General features: G+C 62.4%; 18 protein-coding genes and 1 tRNA gene. 14 read left to right on the top strand and 5 right to left on the bottom strand.

The window, feature by feature from the left end; all coding sequences use genetic code 11:
• Positions 1-301 precede the first annotated feature (301 nt).
• On the top strand, positions 302-973 hold the full coding sequence (locus ACXJKO_RS11180; protein WP_457091165.1) for an AAA family ATPase: 672 nt from the start codon (positions 302-304) through the stop codon (positions 971-973).
• A 299-nt stretch (positions 974-1,272) separates the two neighbouring features.
• Here ACXJKO_RS11180 and ACXJKO_RS11175 read toward each other — a convergent pair whose 3' ends face one another.
• Positions 1,273-2,556, bottom strand: coding sequence for an O-acetylhomoserine aminocarboxypropyltransferase (locus ACXJKO_RS11175; protein WP_457091164.1), 1,284 nt, complete (start codon positions 2,554-2,556; stop codon positions 1,273-1,275).
• Positions 2,557-2,757: 201 nt separating this feature from the next.
• A complete protein-coding gene (locus ACXJKO_RS11170; RefSeq protein ID WP_457091163.1) occupies positions 2,758-3,282 on the bottom strand; it encodes a CoA-binding protein in 525 nt (174 codons plus the stop codon).
• A 51-nt stretch (positions 3,283-3,333) separates the two neighbouring features.
• Between ACXJKO_RS11170 and ACXJKO_RS11165 the strand changes: the two genes are divergently transcribed.
• Positions 3,334-3,771, top strand: coding sequence for a PaaI family thioesterase (locus ACXJKO_RS11165; RefSeq protein ID WP_457091162.1), 438 nt, complete (start codon positions 3,334-3,336; stop codon positions 3,769-3,771).
• Between the two features lie 17 nt (positions 3,772-3,788).
• On the opposite strand, the gene ACXJKO_RS11160 is transcribed toward ACXJKO_RS11165, so the two are convergent.
• Positions 3,789-4,418 (bottom strand): glutathione S-transferase family protein, encoded by a 630-nt coding sequence (locus tag ACXJKO_RS11160; protein ID WP_457091161.1) that lies wholly within the window; start codon positions 4,416-4,418, stop codon positions 3,789-3,791.
• 285 nt (positions 4,419-4,703) lie between these two features.
• Here ACXJKO_RS11160 and rplM point away from each other — a divergent pair, with 285 nt between their 5' ends.
• The 3 genes from rplM (at position 4,704) to argC (ending at position 6,741) form a co-directional block, all read left to right on the top strand.
• Complete coding sequence (gene rplM / locus ACXJKO_RS11155) at positions 4,704-5,168, top strand: 50S ribosomal protein L13 (protein ID WP_457091160.1); 465 nt, start codon at positions 4,704-4,706, stop codon at positions 5,166-5,168.
• 3 nt (positions 5,169-5,171) lie between these two features.
• Complete coding sequence (rpsI, locus tag ACXJKO_RS11150; RefSeq protein ID WP_457091159.1) at positions 5,172-5,648, top strand: 30S ribosomal protein S9; 477 nt, start codon at positions 5,172-5,174, stop codon at positions 5,646-5,648.
• 121 nt (positions 5,649-5,769) lie between these two features.
• The gene (argC, locus tag ACXJKO_RS11145; protein WP_457091158.1) at positions 5,770-6,741 is read left to right on the top strand and encodes an N-acetyl-gamma-glutamyl-phosphate reductase; all 972 of its coding nucleotides are present in this window, start codon (positions 5,770-5,772) and stop codon (positions 6,739-6,741) included.
• Between the two features lie 55 nt (positions 6,742-6,796).
• Here the strand turns inward: argC and ACXJKO_RS11140 are convergent, their stop codons facing one another.
• The gene (locus tag ACXJKO_RS11140) at positions 6,797-7,681 is read right to left on the bottom strand and encodes a fumarylacetoacetate hydrolase family protein (protein WP_457091157.1); all 885 of its coding nucleotides are present in this window, start codon (positions 7,679-7,681) and stop codon (positions 6,797-6,799) included.
• Between the two features lie 383 nt (positions 7,682-8,064).
• Between ACXJKO_RS11140 and ACXJKO_RS11135 the strand changes: the two genes are divergently transcribed.
• On the top strand, positions 8,065-9,378 hold the full coding sequence (locus ACXJKO_RS11135) for an OmpP1/FadL family transporter (RefSeq protein ID WP_457091156.1): 1,314 nt from the start codon (positions 8,065-8,067) through the stop codon (positions 9,376-9,378).
• Between the two features lie 72 nt (positions 9,379-9,450).
• On the opposite strand, the gene ACXJKO_RS11130 is transcribed toward ACXJKO_RS11135, so the two are convergent.
• On the bottom strand, positions 9,451-11,268 hold the full coding sequence (locus ACXJKO_RS11130; RefSeq protein WP_457091155.1) for a PHA/PHB synthase family protein: 1,818 nt from the start codon (positions 11,266-11,268) through the stop codon (positions 9,451-9,453).
• Positions 11,269-11,379: 111 nt separating this feature from the next.
• Between ACXJKO_RS11130 and ACXJKO_RS11125 the strand changes: the two genes are divergently transcribed.
• The 8 genes from ACXJKO_RS11125 (at position 11,380) to ACXJKO_RS11090 (ending at position 18,469) form a co-directional block, all read left to right on the top strand.
• Positions 11,380-11,790: a hypothetical protein gene (locus tag ACXJKO_RS11125; RefSeq protein WP_457091154.1), complete on the top strand. Its 411-nt coding sequence runs from the start codon at positions 11,380-11,382 to the stop codon at positions 11,788-11,790.
• A 42-nt stretch (positions 11,791-11,832) separates the two neighbouring features.
• A complete protein-coding gene (locus ACXJKO_RS11120; RefSeq protein WP_457091153.1) occupies positions 11,833-13,053 on the top strand; it encodes an LL-diaminopimelate aminotransferase in 1,221 nt (406 codons plus the stop codon).
• A 113-nt stretch (positions 13,054-13,166) separates the two neighbouring features.
• Complete coding sequence (locus ACXJKO_RS11115) at positions 13,167-14,489, top strand: homoserine dehydrogenase (protein ID WP_457091152.1); 1,323 nt, start codon at positions 13,167-13,169, stop codon at positions 14,487-14,489.
• A gap of 63 nt (positions 14,490-14,552) precedes the next feature.
• The gene (gene glpX / locus ACXJKO_RS11110) at positions 14,553-15,551 is read left to right on the top strand and encodes a class II fructose-bisphosphatase (protein WP_457091151.1); all 999 of its coding nucleotides are present in this window, start codon (positions 14,553-14,555) and stop codon (positions 15,549-15,551) included.
• 95 nt (positions 15,552-15,646) lie between these two features.
• Positions 15,647-16,087, top strand: coding sequence for an N-acetyltransferase family protein (locus tag ACXJKO_RS11105; protein ID WP_457091150.1), 441 nt, complete (start codon positions 15,647-15,649; stop codon positions 16,085-16,087).
• Between the two features lie 27 nt (positions 16,088-16,114).
• Positions 16,115-17,926 (top strand): single-stranded-DNA-specific exonuclease RecJ, encoded by a 1,812-nt coding sequence (recJ, locus tag ACXJKO_RS11100; RefSeq protein WP_457091149.1) that lies wholly within the window; start codon positions 16,115-16,117, stop codon positions 17,924-17,926.
• Positions 17,927-18,004: 78 nt separating this feature from the next.
• A tRNA-Glu gene (locus tag ACXJKO_RS11095) sits at positions 18,005-18,079 on the top strand.
• A gap of 156 nt (positions 18,080-18,235) precedes the next feature.
• Positions 18,236-18,469: a DUF6894 family protein gene (locus ACXJKO_RS11090; protein ID WP_457091148.1), complete on the top strand. Its 234-nt coding sequence runs from the start codon at positions 18,236-18,238 to the stop codon at positions 18,467-18,469.
• Positions 18,470-18,596 lie beyond the last annotated feature (127 nt).

The raw sequence follows: 18,596 nt of genomic DNA, 5'->3' as shown, positions 1-18,596 counted from the left end.
GGAGCTTAACGGCCAGCTTCCTGTGTGGTTCCGATAATGATAGAAGGTTGCAAATCAAGGGTTTTCAAGAATATTTGCCTGGCTACGTGAGCGTTGTTCAGCTTTGATACAAGGCCCTTTCCGGGGGTAATCCGCAGGCCTCCAAATGCAGATTTCCCGCGTAGAGCTTGGGGATATGCACAGAGTGATGCGATCGGGGGATTAGGAAATCAGGTCTTGTTCTGCTAGAGATGAACAATATTAAGCTCGCGTTAACTGAAGCGCGGCGGGCTGTCGCAAATAGGCTTATGAGGAGTTAGGCATGAATGTGCTGGTCTTTGCTTCGCGGAAGGGTGGCTCGGGTAAGAGCACGCTCGCCGCTCATCTTGCGAGCTATATCGCCAACCCGACTCGCCGGACATTGCTGATCGACAACGATCCGCAGGGCTCGCTGACGCTGTGGCACAAGATTCGCGGTCAGGATCATCTCGGGATCAGGCACAACGTGCGCGACATCGGAGAAACGATCAAGCAAGCGAAGCGTGACGGCTACGAGTGGATTCTCGTCGATACGCCGCCGAACAAGTCGCCCATCGTGGCCGATGCGATCAAGCACGCCACGCTCGTCATCATCCCGACCCGCGCGAGCCTCTTCGATATCGCGGCGCTTCAGGACACGGTTCAGTTCGCCCGCGAAATGCGCAAGCCCTATGCAGCCGTGATCAACGCCGCTCCGATCAAGCACGGCGACAAGGAAGATCCGGTCGTGTCCGATGCCCGTGGCGCGCTGAATGCGCTGCAGGTGCCGGTCTGGGCCGGACAGATCACCCATCGCCCCGAGTTGACGCTGGCTCTCGCCACCGGAGAAGGCGCGATGGAGTACAAGCCGCATTCGCAGGGTGCCGAAGAAATCGGACGTCTCTGGACGGCTCTCGAGCGCTCGCTCAACGCCATCCACAACACCTACAAGAAGGCCGGCACGCGCGCTGCGTGATCGAAGCCTGCATCAGTTCATGAGAAAGGGCGGCTTTGAGCCGCCCTTTTGTTTTTCAGGATGACACCCTTCACGTCATGGCCGGGCTTGTCCTGGCGATCCACGTCTTGCGCACTTTCCACCTCTCAGACCTCATCCTGAGGAGGTCACGCAGACCGTCTCGAATGAGCATCCAGTGCTCTCTGGAACCTCCTTCGAGATGCGAGCACGCTCGCTCCTCAGGATGAGGTTGTCGTGTGTTGGAAATGAAAATGCCCGGCACGAGGCCGGGCATGTCTCAGCAAAAGTTGTGATGCGAATTAAGCTGCATCCAGCGCCTGATTGAGATCGTCGATCAGGTCCGCCGTATCCTCGAGACCAATCGACAAACGCACGACCTCCGGGCCCGCGCCAGCCTGCGTCTTCTGTGCGTCCGTGAGCTGGCGGTGGGTGGTGGAAGCCGGGTGGATGATCAGAGAGCGCGTGTCGCCGATATTGGCGAGGTGCGAGAACAGCTTCAGGTTCGATACCAGCTTCACGCCCGCCTCATAGCCATCCTTCAGGCCGAAGGTGAATACCGCGCCGGCGCCCTTGGGGCAGTACTGCTTGGCGAGGTTGTGATAGCGGTCGGAGCGCAGGCCCGGATAGCTGACCCAGGACACTTTGTTGTGGCCCGCCAGATGCTCGGCGACGGCCAGGGCGTTGTCCGAGTGACGCTGCATGCGCAGCGGCAGGGTCTCGATGCCGTTGAGGAGCAGGAAGGCGTTGAAGGGCGAGAGCGCGGGTCCGAGATCGCGCAGGCCGAGCACGCGGCAGGCAATAGCGAAGCCGAAATTACCGAATGTCTCGCCCAGGACCATACCGCCATATTCCGGACGGGGCTTGGAGAGCATGGGGTAACGGTCGTCGCCCGCAAAGTTGAACGAACCGCCATCGACGATCACCCCGCCGACCGAATTGCCATGGCCGCCGAGGAATTTCGTGGCCGAATGGACGATGATGTCCGCGCCATGCTCGAAGGGACGGATCAGGTAGGGAGAGGCCATCGTGTTGTCGACGATGAACGGGATGCGATGCTTCTTGGCGATGGCCGCGATGGCCTGGAGATCGACAATGACGCCGCCTGGATTGGCGATGGATTCGACGAAGATCGCCTTGGTTTTCGACGTGATGGCCGCTTCAAAGGAGGACGGATCGTCCGCGTCGGCCCAGACTACGTTCCAGCCGAAGTTCTTGTAGGCGTGGTTGAACTGGTTGATCGAACCGCCATAAAGCTTGTTGGCGGCAACGAACTCGTCGCCTGGCTGGAGCAGCGTGTGGAAGACTAGGAATTCCGCCGCATGGCCTGAAGCCACTGCAAGACCCGCCGTGCCGCCCTCAAGGGCTGCCACGCGCTCTTCCAAAACGGCGTTGGTCGGGTTGCCGATGCGCGAATAGATGTTGCCGAAAGCCTGCAGGCCGAAAAGAGAAGCCGCGTGGTCCACGTCATCGAAGACAAAGGATGTCGTCTGATAAATCGGGGTCGCGCGAGCGCCGGTTGCGGCGTCGGGGGCAGCGCCCGCATGAATGGCAAGAGTATTGAAACCAGGCAAACGGTCGGTCATTTCGGGGCTTTCCTCTAGGGCTGTCGGATTGTTCTCTATAAAGAACGAAACGTTCGTCCGGTCAAGAAAGACTTGGGTTTGCTGGGGGTCTGTTTGGCCCCACATCGACACTGGCCTTGTGACAGTGATTCCGATGCATTGAGGCGCGGCCATTCTCCAATCGAGATGGCCGGGATAGGCCCGGCCATGAGGTGGAGGATGTTACGACCGGTTGAGCCCGAGCTTCTGAAAGCCCTTGCCGGACAGAACCGGCTTCTTCGCGCTCAGCATCCGCGAATTCACGCCCTGCCAGGAGATTTCGCCGGAGAGGCGGCCGAACTCGATCTTCGGGCAGCGGTTCATGACGACCTGGAGGCCCATGGCCTCGGCCTTGGCCGCCGCCTCGTCGTTGCGCACGGAAAGCTGCATCCAGAGAACCTTCGGCAGTGGATCGAGGGCGAGCGCCTCGTCGGTGATCGGGCCAGCCGCTTCCGAATTGCGGAAGATTTCGACCATGTCGATAGGGCCCGGAATTTCCGCGAGGGACGCATAAACCTTCTTGCCGAGAAGCTCGCCGCCCGCCAGTCCCGGATTGACGGGTATGATGTCGTAGCCGCGCTCCAGCAGGTACTTGATGACGATCCAGCTCGGGCGCGCGGGATTCGCGGAGGCGCCGACCAGCGCGATGGTCTTTACGCTGTTGAGGATGCCGCGGATGTATTCGTTCGGGTAATTGTCGTGATCCATGGGGGGAACGTATGGGATAGGGCAGGGCAGTTCAATGAGCTTTGTGAATCCATGGCATTCGACCATCCGATCATGACGAAGGACGATCTCACGGCCTTCCTCGACCAGGAGTTCCCCCAGATGCATGCGGGCGGGCGAACCTACCATGTGGAAGAAGTCGGCCCGCTCTCGGCGCGCATGCGCATGGATTATCACGAGCGCCATCTCAGGCCGGGCGGAACGCTCTCCGGCCCCTCCATGATGGCGCTGGCTGATCTCGCCCTCTATGCCGCGATCCTCGCCCATATCGGCCCGGTGGCGCTGGCCGTCACCACGAGCCTCAACTTCAACTTTCTGAGAAAGCCCGAGCCGCGAGGGTTGATCGCCGATTGCCGCCTTCTGAAGCTGGGCAAGCGCCTCGCCGTGGGCGAGGTCTCGATCTTCTCCGAAGGCAGCGCCGATGTGGTCTGCCATGCGACCGGGACCTATTCGGTCCCGGATCGCCGATAAGGACAATCAAGGAGCGTCTACTTCTGCTGAGTCGCCGCCAGCCCGTCGTCGATCTCCCGCGCGCGGATAGCCGCTGGACGCGAGTTGATCCGTTGCCAATAGGCCTGGAAGGCCGGGCGCTTTTCGAGAGTGCCGAACATCATGCCCCAGCCGATCTGCGAACCGACATAGACATCGGCCGCGCTGAAGCGGTCTCCGGCAATGTATTCGGATTGCGTGACGGCATATTCCAGCGCGTTCACCACATCCTCGGTGCTGCCGTAGCCGACCATGCGGCGGCGCTCCTCGGGCACGGTGAAGCCCAGAGAGACATTGCTGAGCGCGGCCTCTACGGGGCCGGCTGCAAAGAACATCCAGCGGTAATAGGGGCCGCGGTGGAGATCGCCAGGCGGCGGGGCGAGGCGCGCTTCGGGAAAGGCATCGGCCAGATAGGCGCAGATCGCGGCGGCTTCCGTGACGACCGTGCCCTTATGGATGATCGTCGGCACCTTTCCCATGGGGTTGAAGGCCCTGAAGTCCGGGCTTTTCATAGACGTGCCGAACTCCAGGATCTCGGTTTTGTAAGGCTGGCCAACCTCTTCGAGCATCCAACGGACGATCCGTCCGCGAGACATGGGATTGGTATAGAAGATGAGATCGTCGGCCATCGGTGATCCTCATGGGAGAGCAGGGTGAGAATAGGCTACGATAGACTTGGCCGGAAAGTTCGGCAAACTAATGTGGTTTTATAATACCACATAAGCGGTATTTAGATACCTTATGGTATTAAGTGTCTGCATTTATGGGTATTTTCTGTATGCTGTTGTCGGCTGAATAGTGTTGACTAACATACACGAACGCAATACACACCGTCTCACTCGCCGCCGCATCTCGCGGCGGTTTGTCGTTTTTCAGAACCTGAGCCCTATGGGCTCTCAACGGGAACCAGCGCAATGAAGACTACGACTTCGCTGAAGCCCGCCGATGTCGAGAAGAAGTGGGTTGTGATCGACGCGAAGGGCCTCGTTGTGGGCCGTCTCGCGACGATCGTGGCTATGCGCCTGCGCGGCAAGCATAAGCCCAGCTATACGCCCCACGTCGACTGCGGCGACAATGTTATCGTCATCAACGCCGACAAGGTGGTGTTCACCGGCCGCAAGCGCGAGCAGAAGGTGTACTACCATCACACCGGTTATCCGGGCGGCATCAAGGAGCGCACTGCCAAGTTCATCTTGGACGGCCGCTTTCCTGAGCGCGTGGTCGAGAAGGCTGTGGAGCGCATGCTCCCCCGCGGCCCGCTTTTCCGCCAGATCCTGGGCAACCTGCGCGTCTACGGCGGCGCTGAGCATCCGCATACCGCTCAGCAGCCGGAAGCGCTGGACGTCGGTGCCCTCAATGCCAAGAACGTGAGGGCCTAATCCATGGCGACTCTCCAGTCTCTCGCCGATCTCGGCACGAACGCCCAGACCGCCGCTCCGGAAGCTCCGAAGCATGTCCAGAAGCTCGACTCCCTGGGTCGCGCTTACGCCACCGGTAAGCGTAAGGACGCTGTCGCCCGCGTGTGGATCAAGCCCGGCTCCGGTAAGATCCTCATCAACGACCGTTCGGTCGAGGTGTACTTCGCCCGCCCCGTGCTGCGCCTGATCCTGTCGCAGCCGCTGCAGGTCGCCCAGCGCGATGGCCAGTACGACATCGTCGTGAACGTCAACGGCGGCGGCCTCTCYGGCCAGGCCGGCGCGGTCCGTCACGGTCTCGCCAAGGCGCTGACCTACTACGAGCCGGAGCTTCGCGGCCCGCTCAAGAAGGAAGGCTTCCTGACCCGCGACGCACGCGTCGTCGAGCGCAAGAAGTACGGCAAGAAAAAAGCTCGCCGCAGCTTCCAGTTCTCGAAGCGTTAATCGCTTTCAGATTATGTTTCGAAAAAGGGCGGCTCTCGGGCCGCCCTTTTTTGTTTTCTGCGAGCTATATTGGCGTTATGCGCCTTGATGCTTTCGATGCCCACAGGTGAACGGATCGACCATGACAACCATGACCCAGAACTCCTCGGCTCTCGGCCAGCAGACCAAGACGGTGTTCATCGACGGCGAGGCCGGCACCACGGGCCTCGGCATCCGCGAGCGTCTGAAGGATGTGGCGGGGATCACGATACGCAGCATCGACCCCGAGCGGCGCAAGGACCCAGAGGCGAAGCGGGACATCCTGGCCGATGTGGACCTCGTGGTGCTCTGCCTTCACGACGATGCGGCCCGCCAGACGGTCGGCCTCGTCGAGGGCTTGAGCGGCAAGAAGCCCAAGATCCTCGATGCCAGCACGGCGCATCGCGTCGCGCCCGGCTGGGCCTATGGTTTCCCGGAGCTGGATGCATCCCAGAAGCAGACCGTGGCCTCGGCGGAGCGGGTGGCCAATCCGGGCTGCTATCCTACCGGCGCCATCGCGCTCCTGCGCCCGTTGGTGGATGCGGGGCTTATTCCCACCGATTACCCGATCAGCGTGAACGCGGTCAGCGGCTATAGCGGCGGCGGGCGTTCCATGATCGAGGCCTATGAGGCCGGCACGGCCCCGTCCTTCGAACTCTACGGGCTCGGCTTCGAGCATAAGCATGTGCCCGAGCTGCAGAAATATACGGGCCTGACCCGCCGTCCGATCTTCATCCCGTCCGTCGGTAATTTCCGTCAGGGGATGCTGGTGAGCATTCCGCTGCATCTCGACCTGCTGCCCGGCAAGCCGAAGGCGAAGGATCTCGAGACGGCGCTGATGGAATGGTATCGGAGCGGCGGCCTTGTGAGCGTCGTGCCGACGATTGCCGAGGGCAAGAAGATCGAGCGCATCGAGCCCGAGGCGCTGAACGATACCGACCGGCTTGAACTCTTCGTGTTCCAGCACGACAGCTACAATCACGCGGTGCTGGTGGCCCGCCTCGATAATCTCGGCAAGGGAGCATCCGGCGCTGCGGTTCAGAACATCCAGCTCATGCTGGGGTTAGATGCGTAAGCCATAACATCGTCATGCCCGCAACACGTGCGGGCATGACGACAGAGATTATTCTTTAATGCCCCTTCCACCCATGGCTCGTTTTCGGTGGGTTCTCCTCGAATGCCACGAGGCGCTGGCGTTGCTCGCCGAGACCTTCGATGCCGAGCGTCATCACGTCGCCGGCGCGCAGGAAGCGCTGGGGCTTCATGCCCATGCCGACGCCGGGCGGGGTGCCCGTGGTGATCACGTCGCCGGGCTCCAGGATCATGAAGTGTGAGACGTAGGAAACGATCTGCGCCACGTTGAAGATCATCGTCTTGGTGGAGCCGGTCTGCATGCGCTCGCCGTTCACGTCGAGCCACATGGACAGGTTCTGCGGATCGGGGATCTCATCCTTGGTCACGAGCCAGGGGCCCAGCGGGCCGAAGGTCGGGCAGCCCTTGCCCTTGGTCCAGGTGCCGCCGCGCTCGGTCTGGAATTCGCGCTCGGACACGTCGTTGCAGACGCAATAGCCCGCCACGAAATCCATGGCCTCGTTCGCGCCCACATAAGACGCGCGCTCGCCGATCACGATGGCAAGCTCCACTTCCCAATCCGTCTTTTGCGAACCGCGCGGGATGACCACGTCGTCGTTCGCGCCGACGATGCAGGACGGAGCCTTGTTGAAGATGATGGGCTCGGCCGGAATCGGCGCGCCGGTCTCGGCCGCGTGGTCGGCATAGTTCAGGCCGATGGCGATGAAATTCCCGACCCGCCCGACACAGGACCCGAGGCGCTGACCGGCGGGGGCGAGGGGAAGCGTCGTGAGGTCGAGGCTCCGCAGGCGGGAAAGGCTGTCCGGAGACAGGCTGGCGCCGACAATATCAGGAACGATGCCGGACAGGTCTCGGATTTGCCCCTGCGAATCGACCACTCCCGGCTTCTCGTGTCCTGCTTCCCCAAATCTCACCAGCTTCATGACGACTCCTCTCGTAACGGCATGTTTCTATTAGGCGCGATGCTCCGCGCCTACAATGCATCATCCCGGCTCAAATCTGTTGCCGTTATGCCACGAACCCACACAAATCGGCTGAATGCCCTCGTTGCGGAAGGCGGAAAGCAAAAGCTACAGCCATCGCCTTCAATACATTCGTTTACATATGAACCAAATGTTTTTCTTAGTAACACTGCAACAATATCAGTGCCGCTGGAAAGTATTGTCGAGCAAATGCAAGTTCGCGGCTTGGTGGCATAGGCTCATGTATGGTGTCAAAGGATGATTGCCGCGAAAATGAAGCATTGGCACAGTGCTCTCCAACGCGGGATTCCCGCGAAAACCTAAAATAAGGGTAGGAAGCTTTCATGAGCCGGTTCAACCGCCATTTATCCCTCGCCGCCATTTCCTTCGCAGCTCTCATCGCCGCTCAGGGCGGTGCCCAAGCTGGCGCTTTCGGCCTTCGCGAGCAGAGCACGACGGCGCAGGGCATGTCCTTCGCAGGCGCTGCTTCCGGCTCGGGCGACGTTTCCTCCATGTACTGGAATCCGGCGACGATGACGTTCCAGTTCGGCCTCCAGGCCGAGGCGCACATCGCCGCGGTTATTCCACGCTCCGAGATCTCGCCCACCTTCACGCTGCCGGCGGGCCTCTCCACTCTTGGCGACTCCGGCGATCTTGGTCTTGATGCGGTCGTGCCCTCCAGCTACGTCAGCTACCAGATCAACGACCGCCTCTGGGTCGGTCTGGCTACCGGCGCGCCTTTCGGCCTCGCGACAAAGCCCGATTACATCTGGGCCGGCCAGCTTTATGCACGCACCACCTCGGTCTTCTCGCTCGAGGCGCAGCCCACCATCGCCTACAAGGTCAATGACTGGCTGTCCGTCGGTGCCGGCGTGCGCGCCCAGTACCTCAAAGTCCGTTACTTCTCGGCCATCGGCCCGTCGCCGCTCTTCCCGTCGCCGTTTGCTCCGAGCGCAGGCCTCGAGGGCGACAGCTGGGGCATCGGCTACTCGCTCGGCGCGACCCTGACGCCGGCTGTGGGCACCTCCATCGGTATCGGCTTCCGCTCCGCCGTCCAGCAGGATCTGGAAGGCGAGTTCCAGTACGCAGGCGTTCCGATCAAGTCGCGCGTGGTTCTGCCTGAGTCCGTCTCAGTCGGCATCAGCCAGCAGGTTACCGATGCGTTCTCCGTGCACGGCACGGTCGAGTGGACGAACTGGAGCCGTCTCGGCTCGCCGCGCGTCTATAACGGCCTCACCGGCACGCTGCTGGCGGCTTCGCCGACGCTGCCGCTCGAATACGATGACGGCTGGTTCTTCTCCGTGGGCGGCGAGTACCGCTTCAACCCGGCCTGGACCGTGCGCGCCGGCGTCGGCTACGAAATCTCGCCGATCGACGTCGAGAACCGCAGCCCGCGCCTGCCCGATTCCGACCGCGTGTGGCTCTCGCTCGGCGCTACCTATAACTGGAGCGAGCAGCTCTCGTTCGACGTGGCCTACAGCCACCTGTTCACGGTGGGCAACACCGACATCGACATCCGCCCCGGCCACCCGAGCTTCCGCGGCGCCGTGTTCGCGGCCGATGTGGACGCGAGCGTCGACATCATCTCCGCATCGGTCAAGTACCGCTGGGACAATCCGGCCAAGGCCATCCCGGCCCCGATCGTCCGCAAGTACTGAGATTTGCGCAGAGTTTGAAACGAGAAGGCCGGCGGTTTCGCCGGCCTTTTCTTTTTGTGTGCGTGGAGAGGCTCAGCTCTTCGTCAGCACATAAGTCCCTGGCGCGTCGCCGAGCGGTTTGAGCTTGCCGCCTCCGGGCTTGCGCGCGGCGACTAATTTGGGTGCCTGTTTCTCGATCCAGGAGAACCAATAGGGCCACCACGAGCCTGGATGCTCGGTAGCCTTACCAGCCCATTCCTCCAGCGTGCCTTCCACCGGACCGCCGGTCCAGAACTGGTACTTGGCTTTCGCCGGAGAGTTCACGACGCCGGCGATATGGCCCGAGCCTGCCATCACGAAATCCACCGGACCGCCGAAGGCCTGCGAACCAGTGAAAACAGACAGTGCCGGGGCAATGTGGTCTTCCTTTGCCGCGAGGTTGAAGATCGGAGCCTTGACCTTCTTGAGATCGAGCTTCACGCCGGCGAGCTCCATCTCGCCCTTGGCGAGCTTGTTCCCGAGATAGCAGTTGCGCAGATAGAAGGCGTGGTTCGCCGCAGGCATGCGGGTGGAATCGGAATTCCAGTAGAGCAGATCGAACGGGAAGGGCGCCTGCCCCTTCATGTAGACATTGACCACGTTCGACCAGATCAGATCGTTGGGCCGCAGCATGTTGAAGGCGTTGGCCATGTGCGAGCCTTCGAGGTATCCGCGTTTCTTCATGGTGGCTTCGAGCGCGCTGATCTGCTCTTCGTCCGCGAAGATCTTGAGATCGCCCGCATGGGTGAAATCCACCTGCGCGGTGAAAAAGGTCGCGCTGTCGATGCGCTTGTCGCGTTTGGCCGCCATGTAGGCCATGGTGGTGGCAAGCAGCGTGCCGCCGACGCAATAGCCGATAGCCGTCACCTTTTTCTCGCCGGTCGCCTGCTCGATGCCGTCGAGCGCCGCGAAGATGCCTTCGCGCATGTAATGCTCGAAGCCTTTCTCCGCGTGTTGCGCTTCCGGGTTGACCCAGGAAATGCAGAAGACGGTGAGGCCCTGCGATACCGCCCAGCGGATGAAGCTTTTCTCCGGGTTGAGATCGAGAATGTAGAACTTGTTGATCCAGGGCGGGACGATGAGGAGAGGGCGCTTGAGCACCTTCTCAGTCGTCGGCGTGTATTGGATCAGCTCGATCAGGTCGTTGCGGAAAATCACCTTGCCGGGCGTGGCCGCGATGTTCACGCCCACCTTGAAGTTGGAAGGGTCGGTTTGGCGGATTTTCAGCTCGCCGCCGCCCGCCTCGATATCCTCTGCCAGCATGGTCATGCCGCGTACGAGATTGGCGCCGTTCTCCTTGATCGTCTCGCGGATGAGTTCCGGATTCGTCAGGAGGAAGTTGGAGGGCGAGAGAGCGCTGGAAATCTGCTTGAGATAGAACTGCGCCTTGTGACGCGTCCGCTCGTCGAGCCCGTCCGCGTCCTCCACGAGGTCCTCGGCCCAGCGCGAGGAGATGAGATAGGCCTGCTTCAGGAAATCGAAGATCGGGTTCTCCGACCATTCCGGGTCCTTGAACCGGCCATCCTTGGGTTCTGGCTCGGCCACGGGCTCGGTGTCTTCTCCCTGGGCCCGCTTGAGGGTCGAGGCCCAAAGGGTGAAGAACTGAGAGCCCAGGCGCGTCTGGGCCTCCATGGCCTTTTGAGGATCGGTCATCCAGGCTTCCGCCACCCGCCCCAGGGTTTTAAAGGCCTCGGAGGCGTCGTTCGAGACCTCGGGATGTGCCTGCCGTTCCTCGAGAGGTTTGAGGTAGGCGGCCGTGGCCTTGGTCGCTCCCTCGATGAAGCGGGCCATGTTTCGAGAGAGTTCCTCGAAGTCAGGAGAGGAGGCAGAAGAAGAGGATTGGGCCTTCTCGCCACCATATGGCTTGTCCATAAGGCGATCTCCCTCTATGTCGCGGCATTGCTCAGGGGCCGCAATTCGAGCATCTTAGCGTCCGATCTCTGACCTGTGCCAGAGACATCTTGGATTTCCCAGGTACTAAATATGCGTATCACTTTTCCTACAGCCCCCCGCGCGACGGCTCTCGTGCTGACGGCCCTGGTCGGCGTCAACGTCACGGCATGTGCAGGCGGTTCCAATCCCGTGCGTGATATCGCGACCGCCGTGGGTGCTGGCCCCAAGACGGCCCCGGCGCCGGATTTCGTGACGAGCTCCCGCCCGCAGTCCCTGGATTACATGCCCATCGGCACGCCCGTCGAAGGCCGCCCGACCGCGGCCCGCACCGCCGAGGAGGTCAAGAAGGCCGAAGGCGAGCTCGATTCCTTGCGCGCCCGCAACGAGGCCGCCGGCGCCGCTGCTGCCCGTTTGGGCGGCACGCCCCCGCCCGAGCCGCTGCCGCCGGTCAAGAGGCCGCAGAACTCAAGGCAGAACACGAATTCCAATCGAACGCCGTAGAATCTATACAAATATTGCGATTCCGCTCGAAGGACTGAAACAATGTCTAATTTTTACCGCATCAAGCGCCTGCCCCCTTACGTCTTCGAGCAAGTGAACCGCATCAAGGCCGCCGCCCGCGCCAACGGCGCCGACATCATCGATCTCGGCATGGGCAACCCGGACCTGCAGGCGCCCCAGCACGTCATCGACAAGCTCGTCGAAACCGTGGGCAAACCCCGCACCGACCGTTATTCCGCCTCCAAGGGCATCGGCGGCCTGCGCCGCGCCCAGGCCGGTTACTATGAGCGCCGGTTCGGCGTGAAGCTGAACCCCGATACGCAGGTGGTGGCGACCCTGGGCTCCAAGGAAGGCTTCGCCAACATGGCGCAGGCCATCACGGAACCGGGCGACGTAATCCTGGTTCCGAACCCGAGCTATCCGATCCATGCCTTCGGCTTCCTGATGGCCGGCGGCGTGATCCGCTCCGTGCCCGCCGAGCCGACGCCCGATTTCTTCGTGGCCGCCGAGCGCGCCGTGATGCACTCGATCCCGAAGCCGGTGGCGCTGGTGGTCTGCTACCCGTCCAACCCGACGGCCTATGTGGCCTCCCTCGACTTCTACCGGGATCTCGTGGCCTTCGCGAAGAAGCACGAGCTGATCCTACTGTCGGATCTCGCCTATTCGGAGGTCTATTTTGACGACAATAACCCGCCGCCGTCGATCCTACAGGTGCCCGGCGCCATCGACGTGGCGGTCGAGTTCACCTCCATGTCGAAGACCTTCTCCATGGCGGGCTGGCGCATAGGCTTCGCCGTCGGCAACGAGCGGCTTCTGGCGGCGCTCGCCCGCGTGAAGTCCTATCTCGATTATGGCGCCTTCACCCCAGTTCAGGTGGCCGCCACCGCCGCTCTGAACGGCCCTGACGACTGCATCCGCGAGATGCGCGCGACCTATAAGAAGCGCCGTGACGTCATGGTCGATTCCTTCGAGAAGGCGGGCTGGTCGGTCCCGGCTCCGAGCGCATCCATGTTCGCCTGGGTGCAGATTCCTGAGAAGTTCCGCCATATGGGCAGCCTGGAATTCTCGAAGCTGCTGGTCGAGAAGGCTGACGTAGCGGTCGCCCCCGGCATCGGCTTCGGCGAGCACGGCGACGACTACGTGCGCATCGCCCTTGTGGAAAACGAGCAGCGCATCCGTCAGGCCGCCCGCAACATCCGCAAATTCTTCGACACCGCCGACCAGACGCTGCACAACGTGGTGCCGATGGCGCGCAGGGGCTGAGCCCTTATCAGACGGCATGGCCCTGATGCCTGCACGCCTGTTTCCATGTTCGCATGGACATGGGACCCTGGCTCTCGTAAAGAGCAGTGCGATTTCACAGGGAGCTATTGTCCGTGACAGGTCCTCTTAAGGTCGGCATCGCCGGCCTCGGTACGGTCGGCGCGTCGGTCATTCGCATTCTCGCTCGCCAGAACGAGGCCGTCGCCCAGAGGGGCGGGCGGCCGGTCGAGGTGGTGGCGGTTTCCGCCCGCGACAAGTCCAAGGACCGGGGCATCGATCTTTCCGGCTGCACATGGTTCGACAATCCGGTCGAGCTTGCCCGCTCGGCGGATGTGGATTGCGTGGTCGAGCTGGTTGGCGGCGCCGACGGCGCTGCGTTGGAGACGGTCCAGGCGGCCCTCAACCACGGCAAGACGGTTGTGACAGCCAACAAGGCTTTGCTCGCCAAGCATGGTCTCGCCCTGGCGAAGCTCGCCGAATCCAAGGGTGTGTCGCTTGCCTTCGAAGCATCCGTCGCCGGCGGCATCCCGATTATCAAGACCTTGCGTGAGGCGCTTCCGGCCAACCGGGTGTCGCGCCTTTATGGCATCCTCAACGGCACCTGCAACTATATCCTCTCCCGCATGGAGCTGGAGGGCATGACCTTCGCGGAGTGCCTCGCGGACGCGCAGCGTCTCGGTTACGCGGAGGCCGATCCGACCTTCGACGTGGAGGGCTTCGACACCGCCCACAAGCTCGCGATCCTCACGAGCCTTGCCTTCGGCACCGAAATCGATGCCGAGGCGATCTATGTGGAAGGCATCTCCTCCATCACCCCGCTCGACCTCGCCATGGCGAAGGAGCTGGGCTTCCGCATCAAACTGCTCGGCGTCGCCGAGCGCACGGAAACCGGCATCGAGCAGCGCGTCCACCCGACCATGGTGCCGCGCACCTCGTCCATCGCGCAGGTGATGGGTGTGACGAATGCCGTGACTATCGACGCCGACGCCGTGCGTGAACTGACCCTTATCGGCCCCGGCGCGGGCGGTGACGCCACCGCCTCCGCCGTCGTGGCCGATATCGCTGACGTGGCCGCCGGAACGGTGCAGCCGCTCTTCGGCCGCCCTGCGGGCCAGCTCGAGAAAGCCCAGCGCGCGCCCATGCAGCGCCACGAAGGCGGCTATTATGTGCGTCTGACCGTGCACGACCGTCCGGGCGTTGCAGCAGGCGTCGCGACGCGCATGGCGCAGGCGGATATCTCGCTAGAGAGCATCCTTCAGAAGCGCTCCGAGGTCGCTGCGACGCAGGACCCGCACGGCCGTTCGGGCGCGCCGGTGTCGCTCGTTCTCATCACCTACGCGGCGACGGAGGCATCCATCCGTTCGGCGCTTGAAAAGATCTCTGGGGATGGTCTTATCGCCGAACCGCCCCAAGTCATTCGCATCGAACGCGATTAACATCTGCCGGGCGGGCTTTTGAGAGCCCGGCCGACCACCTTCAAAAAGGGAGACGACACGTCCATGTCGCAAGGCATTACCGTCCAACCGGGGCAACTCATCGAGCGCATCCTCACCTTGGAGCTCGTCCGCGTCACTGAACGCGCCGCCGTCGCTTCCGCCCGGCTTCGCGGGCGCGGCAACGAGAAGGCCGCCGACCAGGCTGCCGTGGATGCCATGCGCCGCGAGCTCAACAAGCTCCCGATCGATGGAACGGTGGTGATCGGCGAGGGCGAGCGCGATGAAGCGCCCATGCTCTTCATCGGTGAGAAGGTGGGCAACAAGAACGGCCCGAAGGTGGACATCGCCGTCGATCCGCTGGAAGGCACGACGCTTTGCGCCAAGGACATGCCGGGCTCCATCGCCGTCATGGCCATGGCCGAGGCCGGCACGCTGCTGGCTGCTCCCGACGTGTACATGCACAAGATCGCCATCGGTCCGGGCTATCCCGCCGGAGTCGTCGATCTCGATGCCTCGCCTGAAGAGAACATTCACAACCTCGCCAAGGCAAAGGGCGTGAAGCCGAACGAGATCAACTGCCTCGTGCTCGACCGTCCGCGCCACACGGAGCTGATCGCCGCGATCCGCAAGACCGGCGCAGGCGTTCGCCTGATCTCCGACGGCGACGTGGCCGGTGTGATCTTCACGACAAAACCTGCCGAGACCGGCATCGACCTTTATCTCGGCATCGGGGCCGCACCGGAAGGCGTTCTCGCGGCCGGCGCCCTGCGCTGCATCGGCGGCCAGATGCAGGCCCGCCTGATCCTCGATAGCGAGGAGAAGCGCTCCCGCGCGCTCCAGATGGGCGTGACCGATCCTAACAAGAAGTACGACATGACCGACCTCGCCCGCGGTGACGTGATCGTGGCCGCCACCGGCGTGACCGACGGTGCGCTGATTAAGGGCGTCCATTTCAGCAAGGACGTTATCACCACGGAGACCGTGGTTTATCGCTCCGCCACCGGCACCGTGCGCCGCATCTACGGCGAGCATCGCGAGCTGTCGAAGTTCCACCTCGACTAGTCATATCGAGAGTCGAACCTTTCGTATTCTGCGTCATGGCCGGGCTCGTCCCGGCCATCCACGTTTTAGGATGCACTGAGCAACACAGGAATCCCATGATCCAAATTCGCCCCTTCACCCCGGAAGACCGTCAGGCGTGGGAGCCTCTCTGGCAAGGCTACCTGACCTTCTACAAGGCATCCGTCCCCGCCGATGTGACGGATGTCACGTGGCTGCGGCTCAACGATCCCGCCGAGCCCATCCATGGCCTCGCCGCCGTGCTCGATGGGAAAATCGTCGGCATCGTGCATTACATCTATCACCGCTCCACGTGGACGACGGCGGATTACTGCTATCTGCAAGACCTCTTTACCTCGGAGGAGGCGCGCGGGCAGGGCGCTGGCCGTGCCTTGATCGAGGCCGTGTATGAGAAGGCGACGGCTCACGGAGCCAGCCGGGTCTATTGGTTGACCCATGAGACCAACACTTCGGCGCAGGCTCTTTACGACAAGGTGGCGGCCCGAAGCGGGTTCATTCAATACCGCAAGGTGTTTTGACCACATTTCGTGCTTAATAGATCCATTGTGACAGAATCAGCTCCTCTCCTTTTGCCGAAACCTTTCCTGGGCGTGACCCAATCCGCCCTCGGGCGCACTTGGGTCGAGCGTTGCGATGCCTCGCAGAGCACGATTGCACTCGCCATCGCCCAGACCCATGGCGTGCCCGACATTCTCGCCCGCGTTCTCGCCGGGCGAGGCGTGGGACTGCACGAGACGGAAGGCTTCCTGAACCCGCGCCTGCGCGACCTGATGCCGGATCCGCATGTGCTGACGGATATGGAGGCTGCTGCCTCACGCTTGGCGGATTCGGTGCAGCGGGGGGAGAAGGTCGCGATCTTCGGCGATTATGACGTGGATGGCGCTTGCAGCGCCGCGCTCCTCGCTGAGTATCTGCGCGCCTGCGGCATCGCTTACGCCATCCATATCCCCGATCGGATCACCGAAGGCTATGGCCCGAACGTGGACGCCATCCGTGGCCTGAAGCAGCAGGGTGCCGATATTCTGGTGACCGTCGATTGCGGCACCGCCAGCATCGAACCCTTGGCCGAAGCGAAGCGCCTGGGGCTCGACCCTCTCGTTCTCGATCACCACCAAGCTCCAGAGCAGCTGCCCGAGGCGCTCGCCATCGTGAACCCGAACCGGCAAGACGATCTCTCCGGTCTCGGGCATCTCTGCGCGGCGGGCGTGGTGTTTCTGTTCCTCGTCGCCCTCAACCGGGTTTTGCGTTCGCGCGGTTTCTTCCAGGGTGGACATGAGCCGGACCTGATGAGCAGCCTCGATCTGGTGGCGCTGGCCACGGTGGCGGATGTGGTGCCGTTGCTTGGCCTCAACCGTGCCTTCGTGCGCCAGGGTCTTGCCATCATGAAGAGCCGCCGCCGCATCGGCTTGGCGGCTTTGCTGGATACAGCAGGCCTCGCAGGAGCGCCGGAGGCCTGGCATCTCGGCTATCTCGTAGGCCCGCGCATCAATGCAGGTGGCCGTATCGGAGATGCCGCCCTCGGCTCGCGGCTGCTGCTGACGGAGGATTCGGTCCAGGCCGGGCAGATCGCCGCCGAGCTCGACCGCCTGAACCGGGAGCGTCAGGCCATCGAGGTGGTGGCTGTGGAAGAAGCGGAGGCTCAGGCCTTCATGGCCCTGGAGCGTTCGCCTGACCAGCCCGTTCTGGTCACGTCTTCCGCGGAGTGGCACCCCGGCGTCGTCGGCCTGATTTCAGCCCGTACCAAGGAGCGCTTCCGCCGCCCGGCCTTCGCCTTCACGGTAAATGCGGACGGCACGGCAACGGGCTCGGGGAGGTCCGTCCCCGGTGTCGATCTCGGCCATGCGGTGCGTGCGGCGGTGGATGCCGGGCTCGCCATCAAGGGCGGCGGTCATACCATGGCGGCGGGCGTCACGATTCGCGCGGCGGATATGGACCGCTTTCTGGCCTTCATCACCGAGAAGCTGACGGAGCCCGTCAGCGCCATGCGGCTCAACGACCAGTTCGCCATCGATGCCACGCTTACCGCAGCGGGCGCGCAGCCGGGCCTCGTGACGGCGCTGGAGCGGGCAGGGCCCTTCGGCTCGGGGCAACCGGAGCCTGTGTTCGTTTTTCCACAACACCGCTTGATCGAGGCCCGCGAAGTCGGCAGCGGCGGGCATATGCGCGTGAAGCTGAGGGCCGGGGACGGCAGTACCATTGGGGGAATCGCCTTCCGCGCGGCAGGTCAGCCCGTCGGAAATGTGCTCTCGCAGGCCATAGGCAGCTCTCTGCATGTGGCCGGAACCCTGTCGATCGACCGCTGGGGCGGCCATGAAAAGGCGGAGCTTCGCATTATGGATGCGGCAAGGCCTGAATAACGCAATCTGACGCTTGCAGTGCAAAGCGAACCCATCTATAGGTTCGCCCACTTCGGCGGCACCGCTCCGAAGAACCGCGCGCCCTTCGTCTATCGGTTAGGACATCTGCCTTTCACGCAGGAAAGAGGGGTTCGACTCCCCTAGGGCGCGCCACTTCTTTTCCCAGACAATTCCATGTATGCGCCGCTGTCCGAGCATGGCGTCATTTTGCCAGAATTTTCATGTGCATGGCATGGGGCGAAGATGGGATTGAACCCGTGCTCTGGTACGGTTGTTTTCCTGCAAGCTCTCTTCACGAAGTAGAATGCCATGCCACGCTTTTTCTTCAACATCCGGGACGGCTACGATGTCGACGAGGACGATGAGGGAATCGAGCTGCCGGATTTCGAGGCGGCACGGACCGAAGCCCTTGCGACGGTCGAGGAGCTTCGAGAGGAATTGGCCGATGCGGCCAATATCGAACTCGAAATCGTGGACGAGTCGGGACGACGCCTTCTGACGGTGCCCTTCTCCCGAGGCGGGCGCGGCGGCAAGCGTCGCTAATGCTTCAAAAAAGGCCCGGCTTTCGACCGGGCCTTATTCGTTTGACGCGAAGCGCCTGATCAGCATTCGGTCTTCTTCTTCGTAGTGGTATCGCCGAATTCGTCCGTCTTCTGCTTCGTCTCGGTGG

It is taken from the genome of Microvirga sp. P5_D2, assembly GCF_054049475.1.
This window is presented reverse-complemented; position numbering and strand designations above follow the sequence as displayed.